The 21741-nt window shown below is 33.8% G+C and carries 24 protein-coding genes; 11 read left to right on the top strand and 13 right to left on the bottom strand.

Features of this window, described 5'->3' with window-relative positions:
* Nucleotides 1-35 precede the first annotated feature (35 nt).
* From AC8GF4_RS08000 to nhaA, 4 genes are all read right to left on the bottom strand, one after another.
* Nucleotides 36-1367: a hypothetical protein gene (locus AC8GF4_RS08000; RefSeq protein WP_506593734.1), complete on the bottom strand. Its 1332-nt coding sequence runs from the start codon at nucleotides 1365-1367 to the stop codon at nucleotides 36-38.
* 3 nt (nucleotides 1368-1370) lie between these two features.
* Nucleotides 1371-3371, bottom strand: a complete 2001-nt coding sequence (locus AC8GF4_RS07995) for a hypothetical protein (protein WP_506593733.1) — start codon at nucleotides 3369-3371, stop codon at nucleotides 1371-1373.
* Nucleotides 3372-3377: 6 nt separating this feature from the next.
* The gene (locus AC8GF4_RS07990; RefSeq protein WP_506593731.1) at nucleotides 3378-4037 is read right to left on the bottom strand and encodes a hypothetical protein; all 660 of its coding nucleotides are present in this window, start codon (nucleotides 4035-4037) and stop codon (nucleotides 3378-3380) included.
* A 105-nt stretch (nucleotides 4038-4142) separates the two neighbouring features.
* Entirely contained in the window at nucleotides 4143-5309 is a 1167-nt protein-coding gene (gene nhaA, locus AC8GF4_RS07985) for a Na+/H+ antiporter NhaA (RefSeq protein ID WP_506593730.1), read from the bottom strand.
* 337 nt (nucleotides 5310-5646) lie between these two features.
* On the opposite strand from nhaA, the gene AC8GF4_RS07980 reads away from it, so the two are divergent.
* The 4 genes from AC8GF4_RS07980 to AC8GF4_RS07965 all read left to right on the top strand — a co-directional run bounded on the left by AC8GF4_RS07980 (nucleotide 5647) and on the right by AC8GF4_RS07965 (nucleotide 7942).
* A complete protein-coding gene (locus tag AC8GF4_RS07980) occupies nucleotides 5647-6594 on the top strand; it encodes a 2-hydroxyacid dehydrogenase (protein WP_506593729.1) in 948 nt (315 codons plus the stop codon).
* Between the two features lie 112 nt (nucleotides 6595-6706).
* The gene (locus AC8GF4_RS07975; RefSeq protein ID WP_506593727.1) at nucleotides 6707-7081 is read left to right on the top strand and encodes a DUF805 domain-containing protein; all 375 of its coding nucleotides are present in this window, start codon (nucleotides 6707-6709) and stop codon (nucleotides 7079-7081) included.
* 35 nt (nucleotides 7082-7116) lie between these two features.
* Complete coding sequence (locus tag AC8GF4_RS07970; protein WP_506593726.1) at nucleotides 7117-7500, top strand: DUF4234 domain-containing protein; 384 nt, start codon at nucleotides 7117-7119, stop codon at nucleotides 7498-7500.
* A gap of 4 nt (nucleotides 7501-7504) precedes the next feature.
* Entirely contained in the window at nucleotides 7505-7942 is a 438-nt protein-coding gene (locus AC8GF4_RS07965; protein ID WP_506593725.1) for a DUF2752 domain-containing protein, read from the top strand.
* A gap of 113 nt (nucleotides 7943-8055) precedes the next feature.
* Here the strand turns inward: AC8GF4_RS07965 and AC8GF4_RS07960 are convergent, their stop codons facing one another.
* Nucleotides 8056-9858: a GNAT family N-acyltransferase gene (locus AC8GF4_RS07960; RefSeq protein WP_506593724.1), complete on the bottom strand. Its 1803-nt coding sequence runs from the start codon at nucleotides 9856-9858 to the stop codon at nucleotides 8056-8058.
* Between the two features lie 191 nt (nucleotides 9859-10049).
* Between AC8GF4_RS07960 and AC8GF4_RS07955 the strand changes: the two genes are divergently transcribed.
* From AC8GF4_RS07955 to AC8GF4_RS07940, 4 genes are all read left to right on the top strand, one after another.
* Nucleotides 10050-10811, top strand: coding sequence for an exodeoxyribonuclease III (locus AC8GF4_RS07955; protein ID WP_506593723.1), 762 nt, complete (start codon nucleotides 10050-10052; stop codon nucleotides 10809-10811).
* 340 nt (nucleotides 10812-11151) lie between these two features.
* Nucleotides 11152-12090: an OmpA family protein gene (locus tag AC8GF4_RS07950; RefSeq protein ID WP_506593722.1), complete on the top strand. Its 939-nt coding sequence runs from the start codon at nucleotides 11152-11154 to the stop codon at nucleotides 12088-12090.
* A 106-nt stretch (nucleotides 12091-12196) separates the two neighbouring features.
* Nucleotides 12197-12451, top strand: coding sequence for a hypothetical protein (locus tag AC8GF4_RS07945; protein WP_506593721.1), 255 nt, complete (start codon nucleotides 12197-12199; stop codon nucleotides 12449-12451).
* A complete protein-coding gene (locus AC8GF4_RS07940) occupies nucleotides 12441-12707 on the top strand; it encodes a type II toxin-antitoxin system RelE/ParE family toxin (protein ID WP_506593719.1) in 267 nt (88 codons plus the stop codon). The genes AC8GF4_RS07945 and AC8GF4_RS07940 overlap by 11 nt, the downstream gene beginning before the upstream one ends.
* A 267-nt stretch (nucleotides 12708-12974) precedes the next feature.
* On the opposite strand, the gene AC8GF4_RS07935 is transcribed toward AC8GF4_RS07940, so the two are convergent.
* Both AC8GF4_RS07935 and AC8GF4_RS07930 read right to left on the bottom strand, forming a co-directional pair.
* The gene (locus AC8GF4_RS07935; protein ID WP_506593718.1) at nucleotides 12975-13289 is read right to left on the bottom strand and encodes a type II toxin-antitoxin system RelE/ParE family toxin; all 315 of its coding nucleotides are present in this window, start codon (nucleotides 13287-13289) and stop codon (nucleotides 12975-12977) included.
* Nucleotides 13286-13522, bottom strand: coding sequence for a hypothetical protein (locus AC8GF4_RS07930; protein ID WP_506593717.1), 237 nt, complete (start codon nucleotides 13520-13522; stop codon nucleotides 13286-13288). The genes AC8GF4_RS07935 and AC8GF4_RS07930 overlap by 4 nt, the downstream gene beginning before the upstream one ends.
* Nucleotides 13523-13899: 377 nt before the next feature.
* Between AC8GF4_RS07930 and AC8GF4_RS07925 the strand changes: the two genes are divergently transcribed.
* Nucleotides 13900-14937: an aldo/keto reductase gene (locus AC8GF4_RS07925; protein WP_506593715.1), complete on the top strand. Its 1038-nt coding sequence runs from the start codon at nucleotides 13900-13902 to the stop codon at nucleotides 14935-14937.
* Between the two features lie 63 nt (nucleotides 14938-15000).
* On the opposite strand, the gene AC8GF4_RS07920 is transcribed toward AC8GF4_RS07925, so the two are convergent.
* Nucleotides 15001-16155: a vWA domain-containing protein gene (locus AC8GF4_RS07920; RefSeq protein WP_506593713.1), complete on the bottom strand. Its 1155-nt coding sequence runs from the start codon at nucleotides 16153-16155 to the stop codon at nucleotides 15001-15003.
* A 370-nt stretch (nucleotides 16156-16525) separates the two neighbouring features.
* On the opposite strand from AC8GF4_RS07920, the gene AC8GF4_RS07915 reads away from it, so the two are divergent.
* Together AC8GF4_RS07915 and AC8GF4_RS07910 are read left to right on the top strand one after the other, a co-directional pair.
* Nucleotides 16526-18343 (top strand): tetratricopeptide repeat-containing sensor histidine kinase, encoded by a 1818-nt coding sequence (locus AC8GF4_RS07915; protein WP_506593711.1) that lies wholly within the window; start codon nucleotides 16526-16528, stop codon nucleotides 18341-18343.
* Nucleotides 18340-19086, top strand: coding sequence for a LytR/AlgR family response regulator transcription factor (locus AC8GF4_RS07910; RefSeq protein ID WP_506593710.1), 747 nt, complete (start codon nucleotides 18340-18342; stop codon nucleotides 19084-19086). The genes AC8GF4_RS07915 and AC8GF4_RS07910 overlap by 4 nt, the downstream gene beginning before the upstream one ends.
* A gap of 126 nt (nucleotides 19087-19212) precedes the next feature.
* Here the strand turns inward: AC8GF4_RS07910 and AC8GF4_RS07905 are convergent, their stop codons facing one another.
* From AC8GF4_RS07905 to AC8GF4_RS07885, 5 genes are all read right to left on the bottom strand, one after another.
* Nucleotides 19213-19437 (bottom strand): hypothetical protein, encoded by a 225-nt coding sequence (locus AC8GF4_RS07905; protein WP_506593709.1) that lies wholly within the window; start codon nucleotides 19435-19437, stop codon nucleotides 19213-19215.
* 90 nt (nucleotides 19438-19527) lie between these two features.
* On the bottom strand, nucleotides 19528-20127 hold the full coding sequence (locus AC8GF4_RS07900) for a hypothetical protein (RefSeq protein ID WP_506593708.1): 600 nt from the start codon (nucleotides 20125-20127) through the stop codon (nucleotides 19528-19530).
* Between the two features lie 198 nt (nucleotides 20128-20325).
* Nucleotides 20326-20877: a DUF6705 family protein gene (locus AC8GF4_RS07895; protein ID WP_506593706.1), complete on the bottom strand. Its 552-nt coding sequence runs from the start codon at nucleotides 20875-20877 to the stop codon at nucleotides 20326-20328.
* A 63-nt stretch (nucleotides 20878-20940) separates the two neighbouring features.
* Complete coding sequence (locus AC8GF4_RS07890) at nucleotides 20941-21492, bottom strand: DUF6705 family protein (RefSeq protein WP_506593705.1); 552 nt, start codon at nucleotides 21490-21492, stop codon at nucleotides 20941-20943.
* 43 nt (nucleotides 21493-21535) lie between these two features.
* A partial coding sequence (locus AC8GF4_RS07885; RefSeq protein WP_506593471.1) for a transposase occupies nucleotides 21536-21741 on the bottom strand: 206 nt, incomplete at its 5' end.

Below are 21741 nucleotides of genomic sequence, written 5' to 3'. Positions count from 1 at the left end.
ACGTAAGAGTTAGGAAAAATAGCACAACATAAAGTTTATTTTGCCATCAAGTGGGCTTTAAAATGACCCGTATTTTTTTCTAAATTTAAATCCATTTCAAAAGTTTTGAATGATTTTAAAAGTGCCAGATTTTTATTTCTACCTATGATAAAACGCCAATCTTGAGGTTGAAGTTTATTAAAATTTATTCGCAGATAACCAATTTTGGATAGTAAAGAGTTTAATTTTCTGGCTTTTGGGAGATTGGCTTCAAATACTAATGTGTTGTTTTTTACCGAAGTTTGAGTCGGTGCCAAAGGGAAATTCACAAAGAGCTGTCGGTTGTCAATTGCGTTTTTGGTTTTCAGATAGGTATAAATTTTTGGAGCGTTCTTGGTTTGTATAGAAAAATAAAAGGAAGGTTCTCGACTGGTACGAACAACTACTTTCTTTACCGGATTAAAGTCGTCATCATAATCAAAACTAATAGCCGATTGTTTCTTTTCGACCATTCCATTAAAAATCAATTCGGTTTTGCTGGGATGATGAACCATAATGGAATCCATGTCAAAACCTACCAATTTGTTGATTTGAACTAAATGGTCTTGGAATATGGTTTGACTCCGAATCATTTCAAAATCAAATCCCAAAGACAATACTGCATTTGGGTTTTGAGTAAATAAAGTCGTTTTTTTATACTCCGAATTCAGTTGTAGCAGTCCTTCAGCTATTATATCTTGACCTTTAAAATTTAAACTTACCATTGCATCTTTTTCCAGAAAAGTGTTTTTCTTAATCCAAACGGTTATTGCATTGGGAGTGTCTATTGTATTTTGAATTGAATTGCCTTCTAAAAAATGTTTTTTCAAAAACAATTCTTCGGCGGTTTTTGCAGCGATTGACTTTTGAGTTTCATCAACTTTGGAAATCAGAATTTGGTTGGAATGTTTTATAATGTATATCCCCAATGATTTGGAGAAATAAGAAGGCATTCCGTTTTTGAGTTTTTTTTTTTGGAAATGCTTTTTGAGTATTGCTTTTTCAAATTCGGTTTCATTTTCTAATTGGGCAACGCTATGCCATTGGGAAATGGGTTGGTTTTCGAGGTGAAAAATAGCCAAATAATCAGGTGTTTCTATTCCGAAATCGGTCAAGTCAAAACTCTTTTTTGTTTCAATTTCTCGCCATTTTGTTGGATTCTTCAGAAAGGAAATGATAAAATGATTTCGAATGTTTTTTACATCTGCCATAATGATTCCATCGGCAGTTTGGGGAATACATTGAGCGTCAAATCTTTTATGAAACCCAAACCAAAACAGTATTGCCATACTCCCTAAAGCGATAAGAAGTATGGCAATTTTATAAAAATAATGTTTTACGGGCTTCATCAATTACTCAGTTACCGTTGTCTCTTTTTTGCTTTCGTTATACATTTCATCGATTACATCAAAGAAATAGTGCAAGCTATTAGTGTGTTCTCCCTTAATAGTGTAAGTTGCTTCTGTAGTAATGGCTCCGTTTTTGAATTTGGTTTCCATAGTAATTTCACCTGCATTTTTTAGTGCAATGTCAAAGTAGTTGGTTTTAGTGTCTTTGTCAAATTCGGTTTTAGAAGCCGAAATTATTTTTTGAAGATCAATCCAAGCCGCAGTATTATTTTTTGAAATTGATTTTTTGAAATTGGCTTGCAATGGCATTACCATTTGCTGGATGAGGTTTTCTACATTTACTTTGGAAGTAGTGATCATTACAACTCCATTTTTCATTCCGATATATAAATTTTCAAGAATGTTGTCTTTTTCAAAATGAATGGTATAATACCCATTGGTCAATTGATAATCGGTAGCGGTAAATTTACTTTTGTTCAAAGGGAGTTGCAGTAATTTGTTGACAAAAGACTCATTTCGGGTATTCATCATAAAGGTGAAATCGGGTTGAATTTCTTCTTTGGTTCCTTTGGTTTCAATTTGTTCGTAGTTTTCATCGTAGTCTATCGTTACAAATTCACGCTCTACTTTTTTGAGGTCATGCAATACAAAAAGAGCGTTTCCAGGAATCAAATCGGCTATGGCTTTTTCATCCAACAATAGTGCAATGGCATCTATCAAAACATCGGCTTCGTTACCACTAGTATCTTTGGTATATGACTGATAAGCCGAATTCAAAGTGGTTTTCAAAATTTTATATTCATAATTCATAATGGCTTGGGTGTCCATCGCAATAGAATAATAACCTAAAACATTATTTCCAACGTAGTTCAATAGATTTTTGTCAATTTTGGAATTAAGCATTTCTTGAAACGATTTTTTGGTTTCCTCATTTTTAGGAGTCATGGCTTGACTTAAACGAATTCTGTCCTTTTCAAAATACCCATTCGCATAGAAAGTACTGTTTAAAACACCATTTTTGTATATTCCAGCCAAAGAAGAATTGGCTCCCAGAAAAGAAGAATACACTTGGTTGGTCAAAGCATCAATATCTGCAAATACAAAAAAGTCAGATTTTGGATTGTTGTTTTTAAAAATGGAACTATTTAAAGTCGAAGTCTCTGTTTTGTTTTCAAAAGCATCTTTGAAAATCAAGTTTACAACAGGATCTATTTTCAAACTTTCGATGGAGTCATTTTTTTTGTTTTCAAGTTCCAGAAGTTTTCTATTGGTTTCTTCTAGTTCTGCATTGGCTTTGTCTTGAGCGGCATAAATTTCTTCCTCGGTAGGCTCTTCAATTATTGGTGTTTCCTTTACTTTTTTGGATTTTTTTCCTTTTTTGGATTTTGACTTTTTTTCAGGAATTGGTTTTGCTTCCACTTCTTGAACGTATGCAGGTGCTTCATAATCATAAGCAACCGCAGCGGAATCTACTATAACCGCTGTTGAGTCCATATAAGTTAAGTCCGAATAGGGATCAGAGTCGTTGTACTTGTTGGTGTAAGGTTTTGTATAACTGGCATTAACTAAAATGGCAAATTTATCATTCCAGGCCAAATGATGGTTTTTGGTAGTACAAACACTAGAATAACTATCCTGTTTTTTTACTTTTAGACTGTCTACGTATTTATTTTGTATTAATTTTTCGAATAAGGCCGAATTATTCAACGGAATCAATACCACATAATTCATCACCGTATCTTTGTTAATGTAATATTGATAGTGTTTATTGGTAAGATCAATACCCGTTTGGCTTAAATCTTTGGGTAAAAATTTTAATTCTTTTTCTAATAGAGCCTGCATCCACGGGTATTCTTGAATTGTTTTTAGGGATACTTTTTCATTTAGGTTTTTGCCATTAAAACACAAGGCAAAAGGAGCATTTTCTGGAACTTTGTTGGCTAGGTCTTGAGCAAATAGGGTTGTTGAAGAGCAAAGAATAAGAAATAATAAAATTTTTTTCATTGATTTTTAGTTGAGTATAATGGTGTTTTCGATTTTCTCGTTTCCGTTAATCACGTTGAGGACGGATCCGTTTATTTTGATGGCTTTTTTGCTTTTGGACGGAGTAGCATTTTTATTCGAAAATGATTTTATAGTCGAATCAAATTTATATACAGAAGTGTATTTTGCGGTTTCAAAAACTTCCTTATCCGCTTTTTCCAATTTGTCATAAAGTGCTTTAATGGGTACTTTTTGACTGCGAATAAATTTCTTGTCATTAAAAGTAAAATAGTCTGTTGTGATACTCGGATCAATTTTTTTACTGTTTTTTAGTTTCAAAAAAACGGCATTGAGATTCGTAATCTTGTGAAAGTCCAAATCCACCACAAAAATATAATTTGTTAAATCGATGTTGGTTTTTACATTGGATATTCCAGTAGTATTTTGAGCAAGTGCTTCTAGTTTGGATGCTTCTTTTTTAATTTCGTCTTTGGAAGGAATTTTATAGCCATTTACTTTTTGCATCTTCAGCACTGAATTGATTTTAGTTTTGCTTTGACTAAAATTAATTACAAAATTGAAATGTCCGGAACCATCGTCTTTCATTTTCACTTCTTCAATGACTTCAAAACAGCTTTGAAACAAAAATACAAAACACAATAAGGGTATAAAATAAATTTTTTTCATGGTTTTGTTTGTTACAAGTTTTTAATGTGAATACTTGTACAAAATGAGGCGCAAAGAAAAGGATAAAATTTCTTTTTTACCTTTTTCTAGACTATTTTTTTTGTCTTATTTTTTTGACTTTAATTGTTTTATGGGTATTTTGAAAGTGAACTTCAGCCATAAAAAGCCAATTGTTCCCGATAGAAATGAAGCTATTAAAATGGCAATTTTGGAATACGTAATGATTTCTTCACCATCATTTTTAAAAGCCAATAATGTTATAAAAATGGACATGGTAAATCCAATTCCACCTAGCATTCCTGCTCCCAAAATGTTTTTCCATTTTAAATCTTTTGGCAAAGTACAAATGCCTAAAGTGACCGCTAGAAAGGAGAAAAACCAGATTCCAAGTGGTTTTCCAACAACTAGTCCTAGAATGATTCCAATAGAATTTTCATGACTCAATCCTTCATGCCAATCGGATTCTATCGGAAGGCAGGTATTTGCAATGGCAAACAAAGGAAGAATAATAAAAGCAACAGGCTGGTGCAAAAAATGCTGTAATCGGTAAGAAGCAGTTTGTTTTCCGCCATCTCCAAACGGAATAACAAATGCCAATAAAACACCAGTAATGGTGGCGTGTACACCCGAATTCAGCATAAAGTACCACATAAAAGCGCCGCCAATTAAGTAAGGAGCTAGGTGGTGTACCTTTCTACGGTTTAGAATAAAAAGGAATCCCATAACTGCAAATGCATAAAACAAATTATCAAAAGCAATGGTTTGAGTATAAAAAATGGCAATAACCAATATGGCTCCTAAGTCATCAATTACGGCCAAGGCTGTCAAAAATACTTTTAAGGAAGTGGGTATTCTTTTGCCCAAAAGTGACAAAACACCAATTGCAAAGGCAATATCTGTTGCCATAGGAATTCCTGCTCCATTTTGAGTAATAGTACCGTAGTTCAATGCCAGAAAAATTCCAGCAGGTACAATCATGCCGCCCAAAGCTCCAAAAATAGGTAATATTGCATTTTTAATATCGGCCAATTCACCTTGATACATTTCTCGTTCTAGTTCTAAACCAATAAGTAAAAAGAAAATGGTCATTAAACCATCGTTAATCCATTCGGTTATCGTGTGATGGCCCAATTCCGTATTCCAAAACGATATGTATTGCGTTTGAAAAGCAGAATTCGCCAAAAGTAAAGATCCGATTGTAACGAGTAAAAGGATAATTCCTCCAGATTTCTCACTATGAAAGAATGCATTAAATGTTTTGGTTAATTTCATTTTTGAGTTGGATTTATTTGGAAATGGCTAATTTACGGATTGTAACTTAATTATTTTTAGTTCAATCCATAAACCATGATTTTTTGTAACTATTCAGCTTATTCTAAATTAACGTCAAATTAAAAAGGAAAAAGACACGAATTTCACTAATTTACACGAAAACACAGTCCTTATAATTACACAAATTTTCAAGAACTGATAATTTTCGTGAAATTAATTTTTAAAATTGAATATAATTCGTGCTAATTAGTGAAATTCGTGTCTACTTTTAATTAGGCTTAATAGTTACAATTTTTTAAGTAATTTTGAAAATCTAAATTTAGCAATACTTTTTTATATGGAAATCAAAATCCTTCATATTGACAGCAATCATCCTTTGCTTTGGGAACAGTTGGAACAAGCCGGTTTTATCAATCACGCCGATTTTACGTCTTCTAAACAAGAAATTGAAGCCAAAATACAAGATTATCAAGGAATTGTAATTCGTAGCCGTTTCAAAATTGATAAACAATTTTTAGATAAAGCTGCCAATTTACAATTTATTGCTAGAGTAGGAGCAGGTCTGGAAAGTATCGATTGTGACTATGCCACATCCAAGAATATTGCATTGATTGCCGCACCCGAAGGAAATTGTAATGCTGTTGCAGAACACACTTTGGGTATGATCTTGTCACTCTTCAATAAATTAAACATAGCCGATAGCGAAATACGTTCTGGCGAATGGAACAGAGAAAAAAACAGAGGGTACGAACTCGACGGTAAAACCGTTGGAATCATTGGTTACGGAAATATGGGAAAGGCTTTTGCCAAAAAGCTCCGTGGATTTGATATAGAAGTATTGTGTTACGATATCAAAGAAAATGTTGGTGATGCCAATGCAAAGCAAGTTTCGTTACAAGAATTGCAACAAAGAACAGATGTGTTGAGTTTACACATTCCATGGACACCCGAGACGGACAAAATGGTAAACTCAAATTTTATAAATGCTTTTGCAAAAGACATTTGGATTATTAACACCTCAAGAGGAAAGAACATCATTACGGCAGATTTGGTTGGAGCAATGCAATCGGGTAAAGTACTTGGGGCAGGTTTGGATGTATTGGAGTATGAGAAATTATCTTTCGAAACCTTATTTCAAGACAAAAATACCCCCGAAGCTTTTCAATATTTGTTGGATGGGCGAAAAGTGATATTGACTCCGCACATTGCGGGTTGGACGTACGAAAGTCACGAAAGATTGGCGCAAGTGATTGTCGATAAAATAAAGGCTTTGTACGGAAAATAATATTTATGTAAGATTTTAATTGTTTATAATGTTAAAATTTATAAATTAGCCTCATTAAGGAGTTACTGAAAATCCAAAAAAGAGTAGGGACTAACCAACTAAAAATTAAATTATGATTGAATGGTACAAAAAAGTCGTTTTTGAGAATTATGCAAATTTTTCTGGTAGAGCTAGAAGAAAAGAATATTGGATGTTTGCCTTGGCCACTACTCTTATAAGTATTCCTTTGAATTATATACTTCCTTTAGCTGTATCGCCAAAGTTAGCATTGTTGGGTACATTTTATGGTTTTGCAGTTTTAATCCCTTCTTTTGCAGTTGGCGTTAGAAGAATGCACGATATAGGTAAAAGTGGATGGTACATTATTATACCAATATATAATTTGATTTTGGCTTGCACAGAAGGTGATCAAGGCACTAATGAATACGGTCCAGATCCAAAAAATGACTTTGAGGAAATAAATGAAATTGGAACAACGGAAGTATAATTTAATTCGAATCAACAACAATAAATAATCAATCAATGGAGAATTCAAAACCCGAAACTTGGAACACACCTGTAAATCCAATACCAACTTTTAAAGTTGATCCAATTGTAGTGCTAATATTAAGTTTTTTAACCTGTGGATTGTATTTAATCTATTGGAATATAAAAGCATCAGAAGTATTAAACGCTGTAGTTGAAAAAGAAGTTATTTCACAACCAATTGCTATTTTTGCTGGTTGTTGTTATCCTATTAATGCATATTTCTTTTATTTGGTTGGGAAAGACGGTTTGCCTGCAGTTTATAAAAGAATGGGTTTGCCAATGAAAGATGATTCTGTTCTTCTATTGATTTTAGGATTAATCTTTCCTATGGTTGCTGCTATGATTGTACAAAGTGAAATCAATAAATTGTATTCATAATATAATGAAACAAGATCGTAAAATATTCGGAATTATAGGGGCTGTCATAACCCTTGTAATTCCGTTTTTTTTAATGTTACACAACCAGAATAATCATCTCGAAACAGATCAATCTTTATGCCCATTCAAAATGCTTACTGGTTTTCCTTGTCCAGGCTGTGGAATTACCAAATCATTGGTGTATTTCTATGAAGGGGATTTATACAAAAGCATGTATTATCACATTTTAGGACCGTTTGTGGTGCTTTTTTGCGTAGTTACAATACTTGTTTTAGTTGCAGAATTAATTACCAAAAAAGAATACCTAAACAGCATTCTATACAACAAAAAGCTAGCCTATGTCCTGGCTTGTTTTCTGATTTGTTATCAAATTGTTCGAATAACCTACTTTGTAGAAAACAACACTTATGATTCTATTTTAAAAGAATCCATTTGGAAATAAAAAAATCCCGAAAGGGATTTTTTTTATGCCTAAAATCTAAAATCTAAAATCTAAAATCTAAAATCTAAAATCTAAAATCTAAAATCTAAAATCTAAAATCTAAAATCTAAAATCTACTCTTCCTTATCATTCAGCTTTCGTTCCAATTCCGCTTGGTATTCTTCCATAACGGGTTTCATGGTGCTTTCTGGAATATCAGAAATTCTGAGGTAAATAAGACCGTCAATAGCATTGTTGAATAATGGATCTACATTAAAAGCAACCAAACGAGCGTTTTGTTTGATGTATTTTTTGATCAAAACCGGCAATCGTAAAACACCAGGTTCTAATTCATCGATAATTTTATCAAACTTGTTTAAGTCGGCTTCGGTTTCATTAAAAACAAAATCTTTGTCGGCGTCTTTTAGTTTTACTTTGAACTCTTTTTTCGGATGAATATACTGCGCAATATAAGGATCGTAATAGTGCGATTTCATAAACTCAATCATCAATGATTTTGAAAAATCAGAAAATTGATTGCTAATACTGACACCGCCTAATAAAAATTTATGTTCTGGATAATGAAGTGTTGTGTGAATAATTCCCCTCCATAATAAGAACAAAGGCATTGGTCTTTGTTGGTAATCTTTGATGATGAAAGCTCTACCCATCTCGATGGATTTGTGCATCATATCATGTAATTCAGGTTCAAAACGGAAAAGACCATTTAGGTAAAAACCGTCCATTCCGTATTTCGGGTAAATTTCAGCTCCTAAGCCCATTCGATAGGCGCCGGCTATTTTTTTGGCTTCATCATCCCATAAAAACAAGTGGCGGTAATATTTGTCGTATTTGTCTAAATCTATAGATTCATTAGTTCCTTCCCCTACTTCTCTAAAAGTAATTTCTCTCAATCGACCAATTTCATGAAGAATATTAGGAATATTTTTTGCCTCAGCAAAAAATACTTCATAATTTTTACTTTGCAACAATCTGCAATCAGTATCTCTCAAAGCCTCCACTTCGTCAATCATTTTCTCAGTATTGGCAGGAGTAACAATTTTTTTAGGACTCTTGGTAGGTTTCAAATTTGCGGTATTCAAGAAATTATTATCTTTCTCAAACGGATTGGCCAGCATATAGGTTTTCTTTCTCAAGAATTCAGAGTATTCTTCGATTGTTTTGTGCTCGTTTTGTTCGTTTACCGAAATGGGTTTTCCAACCCGAACTTTGATAATTCGATGTTTCTGAGTCAATAATTCCGAAGGCAGTTTTGCGGTTCTCAATGTGCCATTTATTTTCGATAAAAAATAAAACAAACGACTGTTTTTGGCGTGAAAATATATTGGAACAACTGGAACCTGTGCTTTTCGAATCACTTTGATTGCACCTTCTTCCCAGGTTTTGTCCACAACAAGTTTACCGTCTTTATAGGTAGAAACTTCTCCCGCTGGAAACATTCCTAATGGTTTTCCGTCTCTAAGATGGCGCAGTGTTTCCTTAATTCCAACCACACTAGATTTGGCATCTTTGTGGTTTTCAAAAGGATTTACAGGCATGATGTACGGTTTCATCGGATCGATGCGATGCAATAAAAAATTGGCAATGATCTTGAAATTAGGTTCTCTTTCCAACATTAATTTCAATAATAAAATTCCATCAATACCTCCTAATGGATGATTTGAAATTGTAATATAGGCTCCGTCTTTTGGTAGACGTTTAAAATCTTCTTCTGGAATCTCAAATTTAATTTGAAATTCATCCAATATAGCATTCAAAAACGGTACATCTTTCAAATGTTTGTTTCTGTCGTATACTTGGTTTAAGGTTGAAATCTTTAAAACTTTCATCAACAACCAACCTGAAAAAGTGCCGAAAACCCCGTACTTGTCCGTATTTATTGCTTTTGCAACTTCTTTTGCGGTAACTAAACCCATTTATTATTTTATTTTTGAGCTAATCACAAAGATAGCAAAATACTCCATTTTTTTATGTTTTATTTTGAATCAATCTTTCTGAATTTTGTTACTTTTGAATTCGACAAAAAAATATTTCATAAATTTTAAAAGTGCTAACCTGATAAAAAAAAAGAACAATAGCTTTTTTGAATCAATTTTAAAAACACCAAATGAAAATTATCTCTTATAATGTAAACGGAATTCGTGCTGCCATCACCAAAGGATTCATCGATTGGTTGCAACAGGCTAATCCCGATGTTATCTGTTTACAAGAAATCAAAGCCACCGAAGAACAAATCCCAGTTGCAGACATTACCGCTGCTGGATATCCGTACCAGTATTACTATCCGGCTACCAAAAAAGGCTATAGTGGTGTTGCCATTATTTCCAAAACAAAACCCAACAATGTGGTGTATGGGACTGGAATTCAACACATGGATTTCGAGGGCAGAAATCTTCGTGCCGATTTTGACGACTGTTCTGTGATGAGTCTCTACTTGCCTTCAGGAACAAACATGGACCGTTTAAGTCACAAGTTTATGTTTATGGATGACTTTCAAAACTACATAGACCAACTCAAAAATGACATTCCCAACCTCATTATTTGTGGCGATTACAACATTTGCCACGAGGCGATTGATATCCATGATCCCATTCGAAACAAAAACACTTCGGGCTTTTTACCCGAAGAAAGAGCGTGGCTGGATAAATTCATGAAATCCGGTTTTGTAGATAGTTTTCGCCATTTCAACTCAGAGCCACACCAGTATTCATGGTGGAGTTATCGTGCGGGAGCCCGCGGGAATAACAAAGGTTGGCGTATCGATTACAATTTAGTGAGCGATTCCTTGAAACATAAACTCAAAAGAGCCGTTATACTTCCAGATGCCATGCATTCGGATCATTGCCCGGTTTTGGTCGAAATTGAGTAGGACAATTTCAATGGCAATGTCAATATCAATTTCAAAATGAAAAATAATGAAAGGTTTAAGAAGCTAATCCCGCTATCATTCCAATCTTTTTTTGTGCTCAGAAAAATAGCCCAAAAAAAGGATTTTCCCTTCTATCGGGGCTAGGGTATTGCGTATTGCATGAACTTTTGATTTTAAATTAAGAACAGTAAAATTTACAATAATAAAAAAACCACCCCACCTTCCAGGTACCCCCCCAGAGGAGGGTAAGTCGCTAAAATTCCCCTCCTTCGGAGGGGTGCCCAACGGGCGGGGTGGTTTTTAGACTCTCAAAAGAAAATAAAAACTAAAATAAACCCAAATGATTAAAAAAATTTCTATCGGACTTTTAATTCTCGCATTATCCACCTCTTGTGTTTCCAAGAAAATCTACAATGATCTCGAAACCAAATTTGCCGATTTAAAAAAGGAAAACAGATCCATTTCGGATGAGAATGCAGCACTTTTAGCTTCCAAAAAACAATTGGAAACAGAGAAAGCTGCTTTGCAAACCAATCTGGATGATGTAAATGCCAACTTGATCAAAGTGCAAGCCGATTATGCCGCGGCCAAAGACAAGATGAAAGTGCTCCAAGATTCTTATGCTGCGTTAGAAAAAAACAGCAATGAATCATTGGAAGCCAACATGAAAAAGAATCGTGAATTATTGGCTCAACTCGATGCAAAAGCAAAAGCCTTAGCCTTAGAACAAGAAAAATTAAATGCAAGCAGTCAACGTTTAAAAGAACTAGAAGACCTTATCGCTGCCAAAGAAGCCAGTATGAAAAAACTAAAAGAAACACTTTCTAAAGCGCTAAATGGTTTTGAAGGCAAAGGCTTAACCGTAGAACAAAAAAACGGAAAAGTATATGTTTCTATGGAAAACAAATTACTTTTCAATTCCGGTAGTTGGGCTGTAGGTTCCGAAGGTAAAAAAGCAGTTGTTGAAGTTGGAAAAGTATTGGGAGATAATCCTGATATCTCTGTATTAATAGAAGGTCATACTGATAATGATCCGTACGAAGGTTCTGGGCCAATTGCGGACAATTGGGATCTTTCGACCAAAAGAGCCACTGCGATTGTTACTATTTTGGGAGAAAACAAAAAAGTAAACAAACAAAATCTTACCGCAGCCGGAAGAAGCGAATACTCACCGTTATCAAGTAACGCCACGTCAGATGGAAAAGCCAAAAACCGTAGGATCGAGATTATTCTAACTCCAAAGTTGGATGAAATTTCCAAAATGTTGAATGAGTTTTAAGAAGAAGATACTAAGTTACTGAGAGTCTTAGATTCTAAGTTTAAAAAAGGTTCGCGTGAAAACGTTGAGCCTTTTTTTGTAACTTTGGGTTTGTAAATTAAGAATTATGTCAACAATAGAATTAAAAAATAAGATCATCGAGCAAATGGAGCATTCCAGTGATTTTATATTGAAGCAAATTTCAGATTTATTAGACAAATATGACCATGAAATTGTTGGATCCGATGCTTCAGGATTTCCCCTGACTATTTCTGAATATAATGATAGAGTTGAAGAGGGATTGACAGATTTAAAATATGGTAGAGTTACGCCTCATGAAGATTTACTGAAAGAGATTGAAGTTTGGAAAAATGAGCTTTAAGGTTACTTGGACAACAAGTGCAAAGAGCGATTTACGTAAAATTTTAGGTGTCGTTTCCAATGACACATTTGCCGAAATTGTAAATGCACCTTTAGATATTGTGTTTTCAGAACAATTTCAATTTGATGAATATCGAATAGATTGCAGAAGGATGATAGTTGGGAATTACAAATTGTTGTATCAATTCAACGATAACGTGATTACTGTAGTTAGGGTTTTCAATACGCTTCAAGATCCAATTAAAAGTTTGAAATAAAAAATAGTTGCTTATAAATTAGTAAAAGGTTCGCGTGAAAACGCCGAACCTTTTTTATTGGAATGAATAAGAGTTTTAAATTCTCTTTTTGCAGCTATTCAGCCTAACAAAAGTTTGACACAAATTTCACGAATTAACACAAATTCAAAATAAAAATTGTGCTTAATTTCACAGAAAAACAATTTTACAATACAATAATCTGTGCAAATTTGTGAAATTTGTGTCTATTTTTTTTATTTCTATACTAATTTGGAGTAGGCTGAATAGTTACCTCTTTTTTAATTTGCTTCTGTCTTGTTTGTTGTGAAGTATTGCAACAATCGTTATTCTTTTTATGTCTTCTTCAATGTAAAAATGAACTCCATAAGGGAAGACTTTGGGATGTGCTATACGAATGTTTTCAAATATAGGGGAATAGATGAAAGGATTTTTTTGCACTTTTTTAATAATTTCTTTTATTGCATTTGCAAATCGCTCTTCTAAATCAGTATCTGGGTTTTGTGTATAGTACCATAACTTGGCATCATCAATATCCATTTCTACTTCTTCAAAATAATGTAACTCAAAATCAAAAACAATCATTTTTTGACTTTTTTATCGAGTGTATCAAAAAGACCTTTAATAGGTTTGACTTTTTCTGGATTTTGGGCAATTGCTTCTATTCTTGAGGACAAAATTTCTTTTTGCCATGCTGGTAGTTCTGCTGTTACTTCCTCAATATCTGGATATTGTTTTTTTATTAAATTCCATTCTTGAGCTGGAATATATACCCCCGAATTATTTCCGTCACTGTCGTGTAATACTTGTAGGTTCATAATTAGTTTGCTTAAGTGTTGAAATGGTTTTAATAAATGCCATTGTATTACAAATTTACAAAAAAAAGTGTAGTATGGATAATTTGATTGGGATAACCATATTAGAAAGAATTGCCAGTTTACAATGTGATTTTTTTGCTTTGAATTACCGCGAGCTAAAACTTGAGGGAATTCCAAAAAAGGAGGTTTGTCTAAAAGGCATAACCACAATTTAATTTTTATCTTTGTTTCCAAAAATAACGAAGCAACTCAGTTTCTTAGAATCTTAGCCACTCAAAAAAAATGAAATCGCCATTAATAAAAAGTTTGTTGCAAACAAACACCAGAATAAAAGGCGATAACATATATGACAGCTAAAAAAATACACTATTACATATATGAAATACACCACTTTACCGAATACCGATATCAAAGTCAGCAAAATATGTCTTGGCACCATGACTTTTGGTCAACAAAACACCGAATCCGAGGGACATACCCAAATGGATTATGCACTCGAGAAAGGCGTTAACTTTTTTGACACTGCCGAGATGTATTCAATTCCTGGAAAGCAAGAAACCTACGGAAGTACCGAAAAAATTATTGGCTCTTGGTTCAAAAAAACAGGAAAAAGAGAAGAAGTAGTTTTGGCTTCCAAAATTGCGGGTCCAAGTCCAATTTTCGGTTATATGCGCGAAAAATTAGATTTTTCGCCATCCAGTATTCAATATGCGCTAGACAATAGTTTACAGCGTCTTCAAACCGATTATATCGACTTGTATCAATTGCATTGGCCAGAGCGTAAAACGAATTTCTTCGGGCAACGCGGTTTTAAAGCGCAAGACGATGCTTGGGAAGACAATATTTACGCTGTTCTAGAAGCCTTGGATGGTTTTGTCAAAGCGGGTAAAATCAAACATATCGGAGTTTCCAATGAAAATCCTTGGGGAATGATGCGTTTTCTGGAAGAAAGTAAATACCATAATTTACCCAGAATCAAAACCATTCAAAATCCATATTCGTTATTGAATCGCCTTTTTGAAAATGCTTCTGCCGAAGTGTGTCTTCGCGAAAATGTCGGTTTATTGGCCTATTCACCTATGGCTTTTGGAGTATTATCTGGTAAATTTTTAACAGGCGAAAGTCATCCCAATGCACGATTGAGCTTGTTTCCTCAATACGCTAGATATAACAGCGCACAATGTACTGAGGCTACAAAATTGTACCAAAAAGTAGCGCACAAACACGGATTGACATTGACGCAATTGGCTCTGGCTTTTGTAGAGCAACAGCCCTTTTTGACCAGTACGATTATTGGTGCTACAACAATGGAACAACTCAAAGAAAATATCGACACCATTAAAGTAACACTGACCGAAGATATTCTCAAAGAGATTGACGCAATTCAGGCTGTTATTCCGGATCCAGCTCCTTAAACTTAAAAACCCTGTCAGAGTTCAAAACTCTGAAAGGGTTATGATTTTGAAAGGGGAACTTTTTTATTGCTCTACCGTATAGCCTTTGACTTTTGCCAATGCTACTATAGAAGTGTTAATTGCATTTCCCAAATCGTCTTGTGTTTTTGTTTTTTTGGCTTCGGTATCTATATATTGCTGGCGTTTTTTGCCCAATTCTCCAATTTCTTTCTGAATAGCTTCTCTTTCTTTGCTTTTTTGAGTAACAATCACTGCTACTTCGGCTTCCGATTTGTTTTGAAGTTCGGTAGGGAGTTCTTCTTTTTTAATTTTTGCAATGGCTTTTGGGTCTTCTTTTACACGGTCTACCAAGTCCCAACTTTCGTTTTTGTAAACCGCTTTGGATTTACTTACAGCGCGTTCGGCATAATTGGCAGATGAAACTCCTTGCGCATTCTTGTCTTGTGTTTCCTGGTTCATTTTTTTGGAAGAACCTTTTGTTCCGTAGCCAATATAAGTGGTATTTATCTTTACATTGCATTTGGATATTTGATCGTCATAAGGCGTTGATACGTATTGTACTGATAGATTGGAATCAATGTTAAAGTATTTTCCTTTTCCATAATCGGCGCCGTCTTTCCAAAAGGTGTTAATGCCTTCTAGACTGCTTCCGCAGAAAATAGTGTTTACATAAATGTTGTTTTTCATCGCTTCGCTTATGGCTTCTTTGTAGTTTATTCCGCCTTGGTTAAATGCTTCGTTTCCTGCTATGTAAATGAGTTTCATATTGCTATTGTCTTTTCCCCATTGTAGTTTTTTGGCTGCATCTTGGATTACTGCACCGCAATATTCGTTTCCACCGTTGGTTTTTAAGGCAAATAATTTTTCGGAAATCAAGTCCAAATCACTAGAGAGTGGGGTTATTTGTCGGATGTAGTTGGATTCTTGAGCCAATCCATCATTGCCGTATTCATACAAAGCGATTTCGATATCGGGAGTTTTACCAGAATATTTAAGCGTAGTAAGTGTGTTTACAATGTTCCAAAGTCTCGATTTGGCTTGATCGATTAATCCGTCCATACTGTTGGAAGTGTCTAATAAAAGTGCGACTTGAATTTTGGTTTTCGCTTCTGGTTTTTCAATTGTGTCATCCGTAATTGGTTTTGCATTCGAAGAATTGCAACTTGCAAAAGTCATTGAGGTTGCCAATAGTGCTGAGATAAATAGAGTCGATTTCATAATTTCTAGTTTTTAAGGGTTGATTACAGACCAAACTTATCAACTAAAAACGCTCGTTTTTTGGAAAATTGGTGAAACGACCTTTTGACTTGGTGAAACGAGTTGTAAAAGGAGTTTAAAATACTTTACTTTACATTGTTAATCGGAAAGTTACTATCCCGATAAATATCGGGACTAAGTTGCTGAGAGTCTAAGATTCTTAGTAACTTAAAAAAACAAAAACTTGTCTCTTAGCCCCGATAGCAGTGAAAATCCTTGTAGGCTGGGGTTCAGCCTACAAGATTGAAGCGGATAGCGGGACTAAACTTGATGAGAAAGCCTAAACTTTCTGCTCTAAATTATTATTAATCACTCAGTAGCTTTTAAAAAAATGCGTTTACGAACTATATATTTCATCTTCCTATTTACACTGTTGCTTCCTTTTGGAATAATGGCTCAGGATTCGTTGTATAAAAGCAAATCGATGCCGGCTTCTAAGATGAGTAGGGTGAGTAATGATTTAAAAAAATCTTTGGAAGTAAATGATGAGGTTCAAATTGCTAAAAATTATGAGCGATTGGCCAATGAATTTGTCAGTAAAGGAGAAAATGGCAAAGCCGAAGAGTATTTTAAAAAAGCCATTACGGGTTATACCAAATTAAAGCTTGTAGAAGACAAAACACGTGTTACCAGAAGTCTAGCCAAAGTGCAGGAATCCCGAAAGGATTATGAATCGGCGATAAAAAATTACGATAAAGCAGGGACAATTGCAGAAGATAAAAGCCTTGAACAAATTAATGCGAATGATGCCAATCGCTTGCGTGCTGTGGCGAGTCCGGTTACTCAAGTCGGCTACCTGAATTCGAATATTGAATTGCTCAAAAAAGGAAAGAAAGAAGAGGAAGTTTCGGAGGCCTATGTTCAAAAAGCCGAGAATTCGTTACAACAAAAAAACAAGGAAGTTGCCATAGAAAGTTACCATCAAGCCCTCGCTTTCGCGAAAGGAAAACCAGCAACAATCATCAAAATTAACAATGAAATTGCCAAAGTATATGCGTCGGACAATCAGTTTGACAAGGCGATTGGCATTAATGAAAAACTATTGGCGGATGCCAAAACCAAACAAGATTTTAATACTCAAATCAAACAGTTGCAATCGCTATCGGATCTTTATTTCCAAAAAGAAGAACCCAATAAAGCCATCACTGCTTTGAAGGAAGCCTTTGCTTTGGCATTGCAAAAAGGAAATTCTGCCGAGGCAAAAAAGAGTTTAAATTCCTTAATTCAATATTACAATGCAAAAGGAAACAACAAAGAAAGTTTAGCTTTATACGACCAATTTATTCAAAATTTCGACCAATTAGTCCAATCCGACACGACTTTGATGGATACCAAAGCGTTTCAGGTAAGTGAAGATAAAATCCGCCAATTGGAAAAAGAGAAAGCTTTGAAAGACGAACTGATCACCAAGAAAAATACGTTTAACTATTTTCTGTTGGGTTCGATAGCCTTGCTTTTAGTGTTGTTTGTATGGATTGTAAAAGTGCTTTTTTCGATAAAAACCAAGAACAAAGAAATCGCCTTGCAGTCGTTGAGGCGTGAAATGAATCCGCATTTTATTTTCAACAGTCTCAATAGTGTGAACCAATTTATATCCGAAAACAAAGAATTGGAAGCCAATAAATACCTGACTTCATATTCGAATTTGATGCGAAATACTATGGAGAATTCCAATAAGGATTTCATTACTCTGGACAACGAATTGGAGCAATTGAAAAAATATTTGGAATTGGAACATTTGCGTTTTCAGGATAAATTTGATTTCAAAATCAGCGTTGACCCAGAATTGGATCCTGAAAGAACGATGGTTCCCAATATGATTATGCAACCGCATTTGGAGAATGCTATTTGGCACGGACTGCGGTATTTGGATGCCAAAGGAGTATTGCAATTGAATGTCCTGTTGGCCAATGGGAAAGTGGCGATTCGGATTGAAGATAATGGTATTGGCATGACCAAAAGTCAAGAGTTGAAAACGAGTAATCAAAAAAACCATGAATCTCGAGGAATGAGCAATACTAAAGAGCGAATTAATTTGCTAAATGATTTGTACAAAAAGAACATTTCTTTTCAAATTTTCGAAAAAACGTTGCCTGAAACAGGAACCATAGTCGAAATTGTTTTTCCATTAATTGATAAAATAGCATGAGTTTTCAAAAGATAAAAAGCGTTATCATCGAAGATGAATTGGCAGCACGTGAAGTACTCAAAAATTATTTGAGCAAATATTGTCCGCAGGTTGCCGTTATTGGTGAAGCTCAAAATATAAAAGAAGCCGTTCCACTGTTGTATGAATTAAAGCCACAATTGGTTTTTCTGGATGTTGAAATGCCTTTTGGAAATGCTTTTGATGTGCTCGAAGCCTGCAAGGATTTACATTTTGAGACTATTTTTGTAACTGCCTTTTCGGAATATTCTTTGAAAGCTCTGAATCAAAGTGCTGCGTATTATTTGCTAAAACCCATTAGTATAGAAGAATTAATTGTGGCGGTAAACAAAGTGCATCATCAAATTCTGAATCACGAAATTTTTAATAGAAACAGGATAATCGTTGAAAATTTTAAGGAAACCAAACCCGAAAAGCAACAGGTAATTTTACCAACATTGGAAGGTTTTGAAGTGGTAAAAATGGAAGAAATCGTTCGTCTTCGTGGGAACGGAAATTTCACCGACTTGTATCTTCATAACGGAAGTAAGAAAATGGTTTGCCGATTCTTGAAGCACTTCTCGGAAATCTTGCCTTTGCCTTTTATCCGAGTTCACAAATCCCATATCATTAATTTGAATTGTGTAAAATCGTATAATAAAGGTGGAATCATTACTTTAAATGACGCCACCGAAATTGAAATTTCCCCGACTTATAAGGAGGATTTCTTGAAGAATTTTAAGTAGTTTAGGTTTGTTAAATTTGAAAACACTCTAAATCACTTATACCTAACAGGTTAAAATAAACCTGTTAGGAGATGCTATCCTAACAGGTTTATTTTAACCTGTTAGGTATTTAATTCATAAGTTAAATCAAAAATCAAACTCTTCCTTCACAGCCATAGAATCAATAACCGTTGTATCTTGTACTTTGATGTTCAAAAACGAATGTGCTCGCCCTGTAAGTAAAATAGAAGGGGAGAGCCCAATTGTATCTTCGGGTACTAACAATCCTCTGCGAAACATCAAATTTCTCAAGAAAATCTGTTGCTTGGTTGCGTATGCTTTTTGAAGACCTTCTTGGTCAAATTGCCACATAAATTTCTTTGGTTTTGGTATAATGGTGGCCAAATACAAACATTCGTTTATGTTTAAATCTGCTGGTTTTTTCTGGAAGTAGGTTAGATATTAGTCAAAAGATTTTGAAAATGAATTCTTTATTACCCATTTTTGTTCCACTTTTTCCAATAATACTGTTTTTCCATCTCCGCCATCTGTTTTTCTGAAATATCCAATATCACTATAAAAAAGAAGAGCAAATTTTCCATTCAAACTTATTATTGGTTTAGAAAAAATATAAGCAATAGTTCCAGTTGGAAAATCATCTGATTTCATTTTGACTCTTAATTCATTATTTTTTATGATAGGTATTTGGAGCTTTTTAAAATCCTTTTTTTTCCAATAATATGAAATTGTGTCTTTTTTGTATTTCTTTTTTAAAGTATTAATCTCGGTAGAATCAATTGGCCGCTCAATAGTCGTATTTCTTGAACAGTCGATTTTTCTTCTTATACCGTCAGGGTTTTTTCTTTCTAGGTAAGCAATTTCATAGTATTCTAATGATTTAGTTCTTGATTCTGCTTCACTGATTAAATAAGTAGGATTTCTAGAATTATTCTTTAGTAAGCTACTTTGTATGGCAAAATCTTGAATTATTTTTTCTTCAGTTTTAATAGATGAACAGCAAGCTAAAAAAAATGAACAGATTATAAATATGATTTTTTTCATAATACAAGAATTATTTACATGATTTTTATCTATTTTTTAATTTATAGGTTTTTTCTTAGTAGCTATTGCATTCCTGTTTTATCTCTATTACCATGTATTATTTGGTTTAACCAAAAAAAAACACATTCTTTTTTCGAAAACTAAAAAAGTTTCCATATAGTAGAGACTTTTTGTTGGATAAAATTAATGAAGGTTATATTACTGCTTTATTAATTTATAAATTGTATTCTGTTGGAAATACTCATTTATTGGAGTAGGACATTTCATTAAATCAACAAATTCTGCATTTTCATGAAAAAGGACATCCATATTGTTGCCATCAACATAAAGAAGGATTTGGCCACTCTGTGCACAATTGCCCCCTTTTGCAACATGAATTAAATAATACCCATCATTATGATAATAACGCCCTTTCATAATGTATGGACTGGAATCTGGAAAGTAAGAGGTATTGTCTATGACACTACCATTCAAATCTGTTATGATATAGCGCACTAACAACCTGTCAAATTTCATTGTTTCAAAAGTCGTCGTATTTTTCAACACCCTAAATTCATATTTTTTATTTCCATTGTTGCCTTTCCAAGTACCCACAAATTTCCCCAAAATATTATTGACATCCTTAAAATAAATTTCTTCATTTCTATTGATAATTTTATAACCATATTTGTTTTCTAAGGGCACTATTTTCTGTGCATTCATTGTCAATCCAAGTACCATTACTGTGCTTAAGTATATTAATTTTTTCATCTTTAAATTAGTAACAAGCATGAACTATTGGTTGTTAAGATAGTAAATGTTAAAGTTTTTATTTTACTGCTTTATTAATTTATAAATTGTATTCTGTTGGAAATACTCATTTATTGGAGTAGGACATTTCATTAAATCAACAAATTCTGAATCTTGATGAAAAAGGACATCCATATTGTTACCATCAACATAAAGAAGTATTTGACCACTCTGTGCACAATTGCCCCCTTTTGCAACATAAACTAAATAATACCCATTTTCATGATAGTCATGACCCTTGATTACATAAGGACTGGAATCGGGAAAATAAGTGGTGTTTTCTATGACACTACCATTCAAATCTGTTATGATATAACGCACTAACAATCTATCATATTTCATTGTTTCAAAAGTCCTTGTAGTTTTTAACAACCTAAATTCATATTTTTTATTTCCATAGATACCTTTCCAAGTACCCACAAATTTTCCTAAAATATTATTAACATCCTTAAAATATATTTCTTCATTTCTATTGATAATTTTATAACCATATTTGTTTTCTAAGGGCACTATTTTCTGTGCATTCATTGTCAATCCAAATACTATTAGTGTGCTTAAGTATATTAATTTTTTCATCTTTTATTTTTTGGCTCTTCGCCTAAACTAGTGGGTACATCTTTTATACGTTTCCAAGATAATATATCATAGCAATGAAGTTTTCCGAATTTCGATAGCCTCTTGCCCTAGATCTGGCTAATTGCATCACGCTGTTTAGTCCTTCTGAAACGGCATTAGTTATCCCTGTTGTGATTGATTTGATTATTCCATTGTAATGTGCATAAATCGTCTTTATAAAAATATTTATTGGTCTTAATTCCAATGACA

It is taken from the genome of Flavobacterium rarum (SeqCode) (assembly GCF_965234445.1).
GTDB classification, from domain to species: Bacteria; Bacteroidota; Bacteroidia; order Flavobacteriales; family Flavobacteriaceae; genus Flavobacterium; species Flavobacterium rarum.
This window is presented reverse-complemented; position numbering and strand designations above follow the sequence as displayed.

Excerpts from the sequence above, each read along its gene's own strand:
- AC8GF4_RS07935 (WP_506593718.1), bottom strand. The coding sequence starts at position 13,289 with ATGATTGTTTTTGATTTTGAGTTACATTATTTTGAAGAAGTAGAAATG.
- AC8GF4_RS07970 (WP_506593726.1), top strand. The coding sequence starts at position 7,117 with ATGGAGAATTCAAAACCCGAAACTTGGAACACACCTGTAAATCCAATA.
- AC8GF4_RS07950 (WP_506593722.1), top strand. The coding sequence starts at position 11,152 with ATGATTAAAAAAATTTCTATCGGACTTTTAATTCTCGCATTATCCACC.
- AC8GF4_RS07960 (WP_506593724.1), bottom strand. The coding sequence starts at position 9,858 with ATGGGTTTAGTTACCGCAAAAGAAGTTGCAAAAGCAATAAATACGGAC.
- AC8GF4_RS07980 (WP_506593729.1), top strand. The coding sequence starts at position 5,647 with ATGGAAATCAAAATCCTTCATATTGACAGCAATCATCCTTTGCTTTGG.
- AC8GF4_RS07965 (WP_506593725.1), top strand. The coding sequence starts at position 7,505 with ATGAAACAAGATCGTAAAATATTCGGAATTATAGGGGCTGTCATAACC.
- AC8GF4_RS07955 (WP_506593723.1), top strand. The coding sequence starts at position 10,050 with ATGAAAATTATCTCTTATAATGTAAACGGAATTCGTGCTGCCATCACC.
- AC8GF4_RS07900 (WP_506593708.1), bottom strand. The coding sequence starts at position 20,127 with ATGAAAAAAATCATATTTATAATCTGTTCATTTTTTTTAGCTTGCTGT.
- nhaA (WP_506593730.1), bottom strand. The coding sequence starts at position 5,309 with ATGAAATTAACCAAAACATTTAATGCATTCTTTCATAGTGAGAAATCT.
- AC8GF4_RS07905 (WP_506593709.1), bottom strand. The coding sequence starts at position 19,437 with ATGTGGCAATTTGACCAAGAAGGTCTTCAAAAAGCATACGCAACCAAG.
- AC8GF4_RS07940 (WP_506593719.1), top strand. The coding sequence starts at position 12,441 with ATGAGCTTTAAGGTTACTTGGACAACAAGTGCAAAGAGCGATTTACGT.
- AC8GF4_RS07990 (WP_506593731.1), bottom strand. The coding sequence starts at position 4,037 with ATGAAAAAAATTTATTTTATACCCTTATTGTGTTTTGTATTTTTGTTT.
- AC8GF4_RS07995 (WP_506593733.1), bottom strand. The coding sequence starts at position 3,371 with ATGAAAAAAATTTTATTATTTCTTATTCTTTGCTCTTCAACAACCCTA.
- AC8GF4_RS08000 (WP_506593734.1), bottom strand. The coding sequence starts at position 1,367 with ATGAAGCCCGTAAAACATTATTTTTATAAAATTGCCATACTTCTTATC.
- AC8GF4_RS07975 (WP_506593727.1), top strand. The coding sequence starts at position 6,707 with ATGATTGAATGGTACAAAAAAGTCGTTTTTGAGAATTATGCAAATTTT.
- AC8GF4_RS07890 (WP_506593705.1), bottom strand. The coding sequence starts at position 21,492 with ATGAAAAAATTAATATACTTAAGCACACTAATAGTATTTGGATTGACA.
- AC8GF4_RS07915 (WP_506593711.1), top strand. The coding sequence starts at position 16,526 with ATGCGTTTACGAACTATATATTTCATCTTCCTATTTACACTGTTGCTT.
- AC8GF4_RS07930 (WP_506593717.1), bottom strand. The coding sequence starts at position 13,522 with ATGAACCTACAAGTATTACACGACAGTGACGGAAATAATTCGGGGGTA.
- AC8GF4_RS07945 (WP_506593721.1), top strand. The coding sequence starts at position 12,197 with ATGTCAACAATAGAATTAAAAAATAAGATCATCGAGCAAATGGAGCAT.
- AC8GF4_RS07910 (WP_506593710.1), top strand. The coding sequence starts at position 18,340 with ATGAGTTTTCAAAAGATAAAAAGCGTTATCATCGAAGATGAATTGGCA.
- AC8GF4_RS07925 (WP_506593715.1), top strand. The coding sequence starts at position 13,900 with ATGAAATACACCACTTTACCGAATACCGATATCAAAGTCAGCAAAATA.
- AC8GF4_RS07920 (WP_506593713.1), bottom strand. The coding sequence starts at position 16,155 with ATGAAATCGACTCTATTTATCTCAGCACTATTGGCAACCTCAATGACT.
- AC8GF4_RS07895 (WP_506593706.1), bottom strand. The coding sequence starts at position 20,877 with ATGAAAAAATTAATATACTTAAGCACAGTAATGGTACTTGGATTGACA.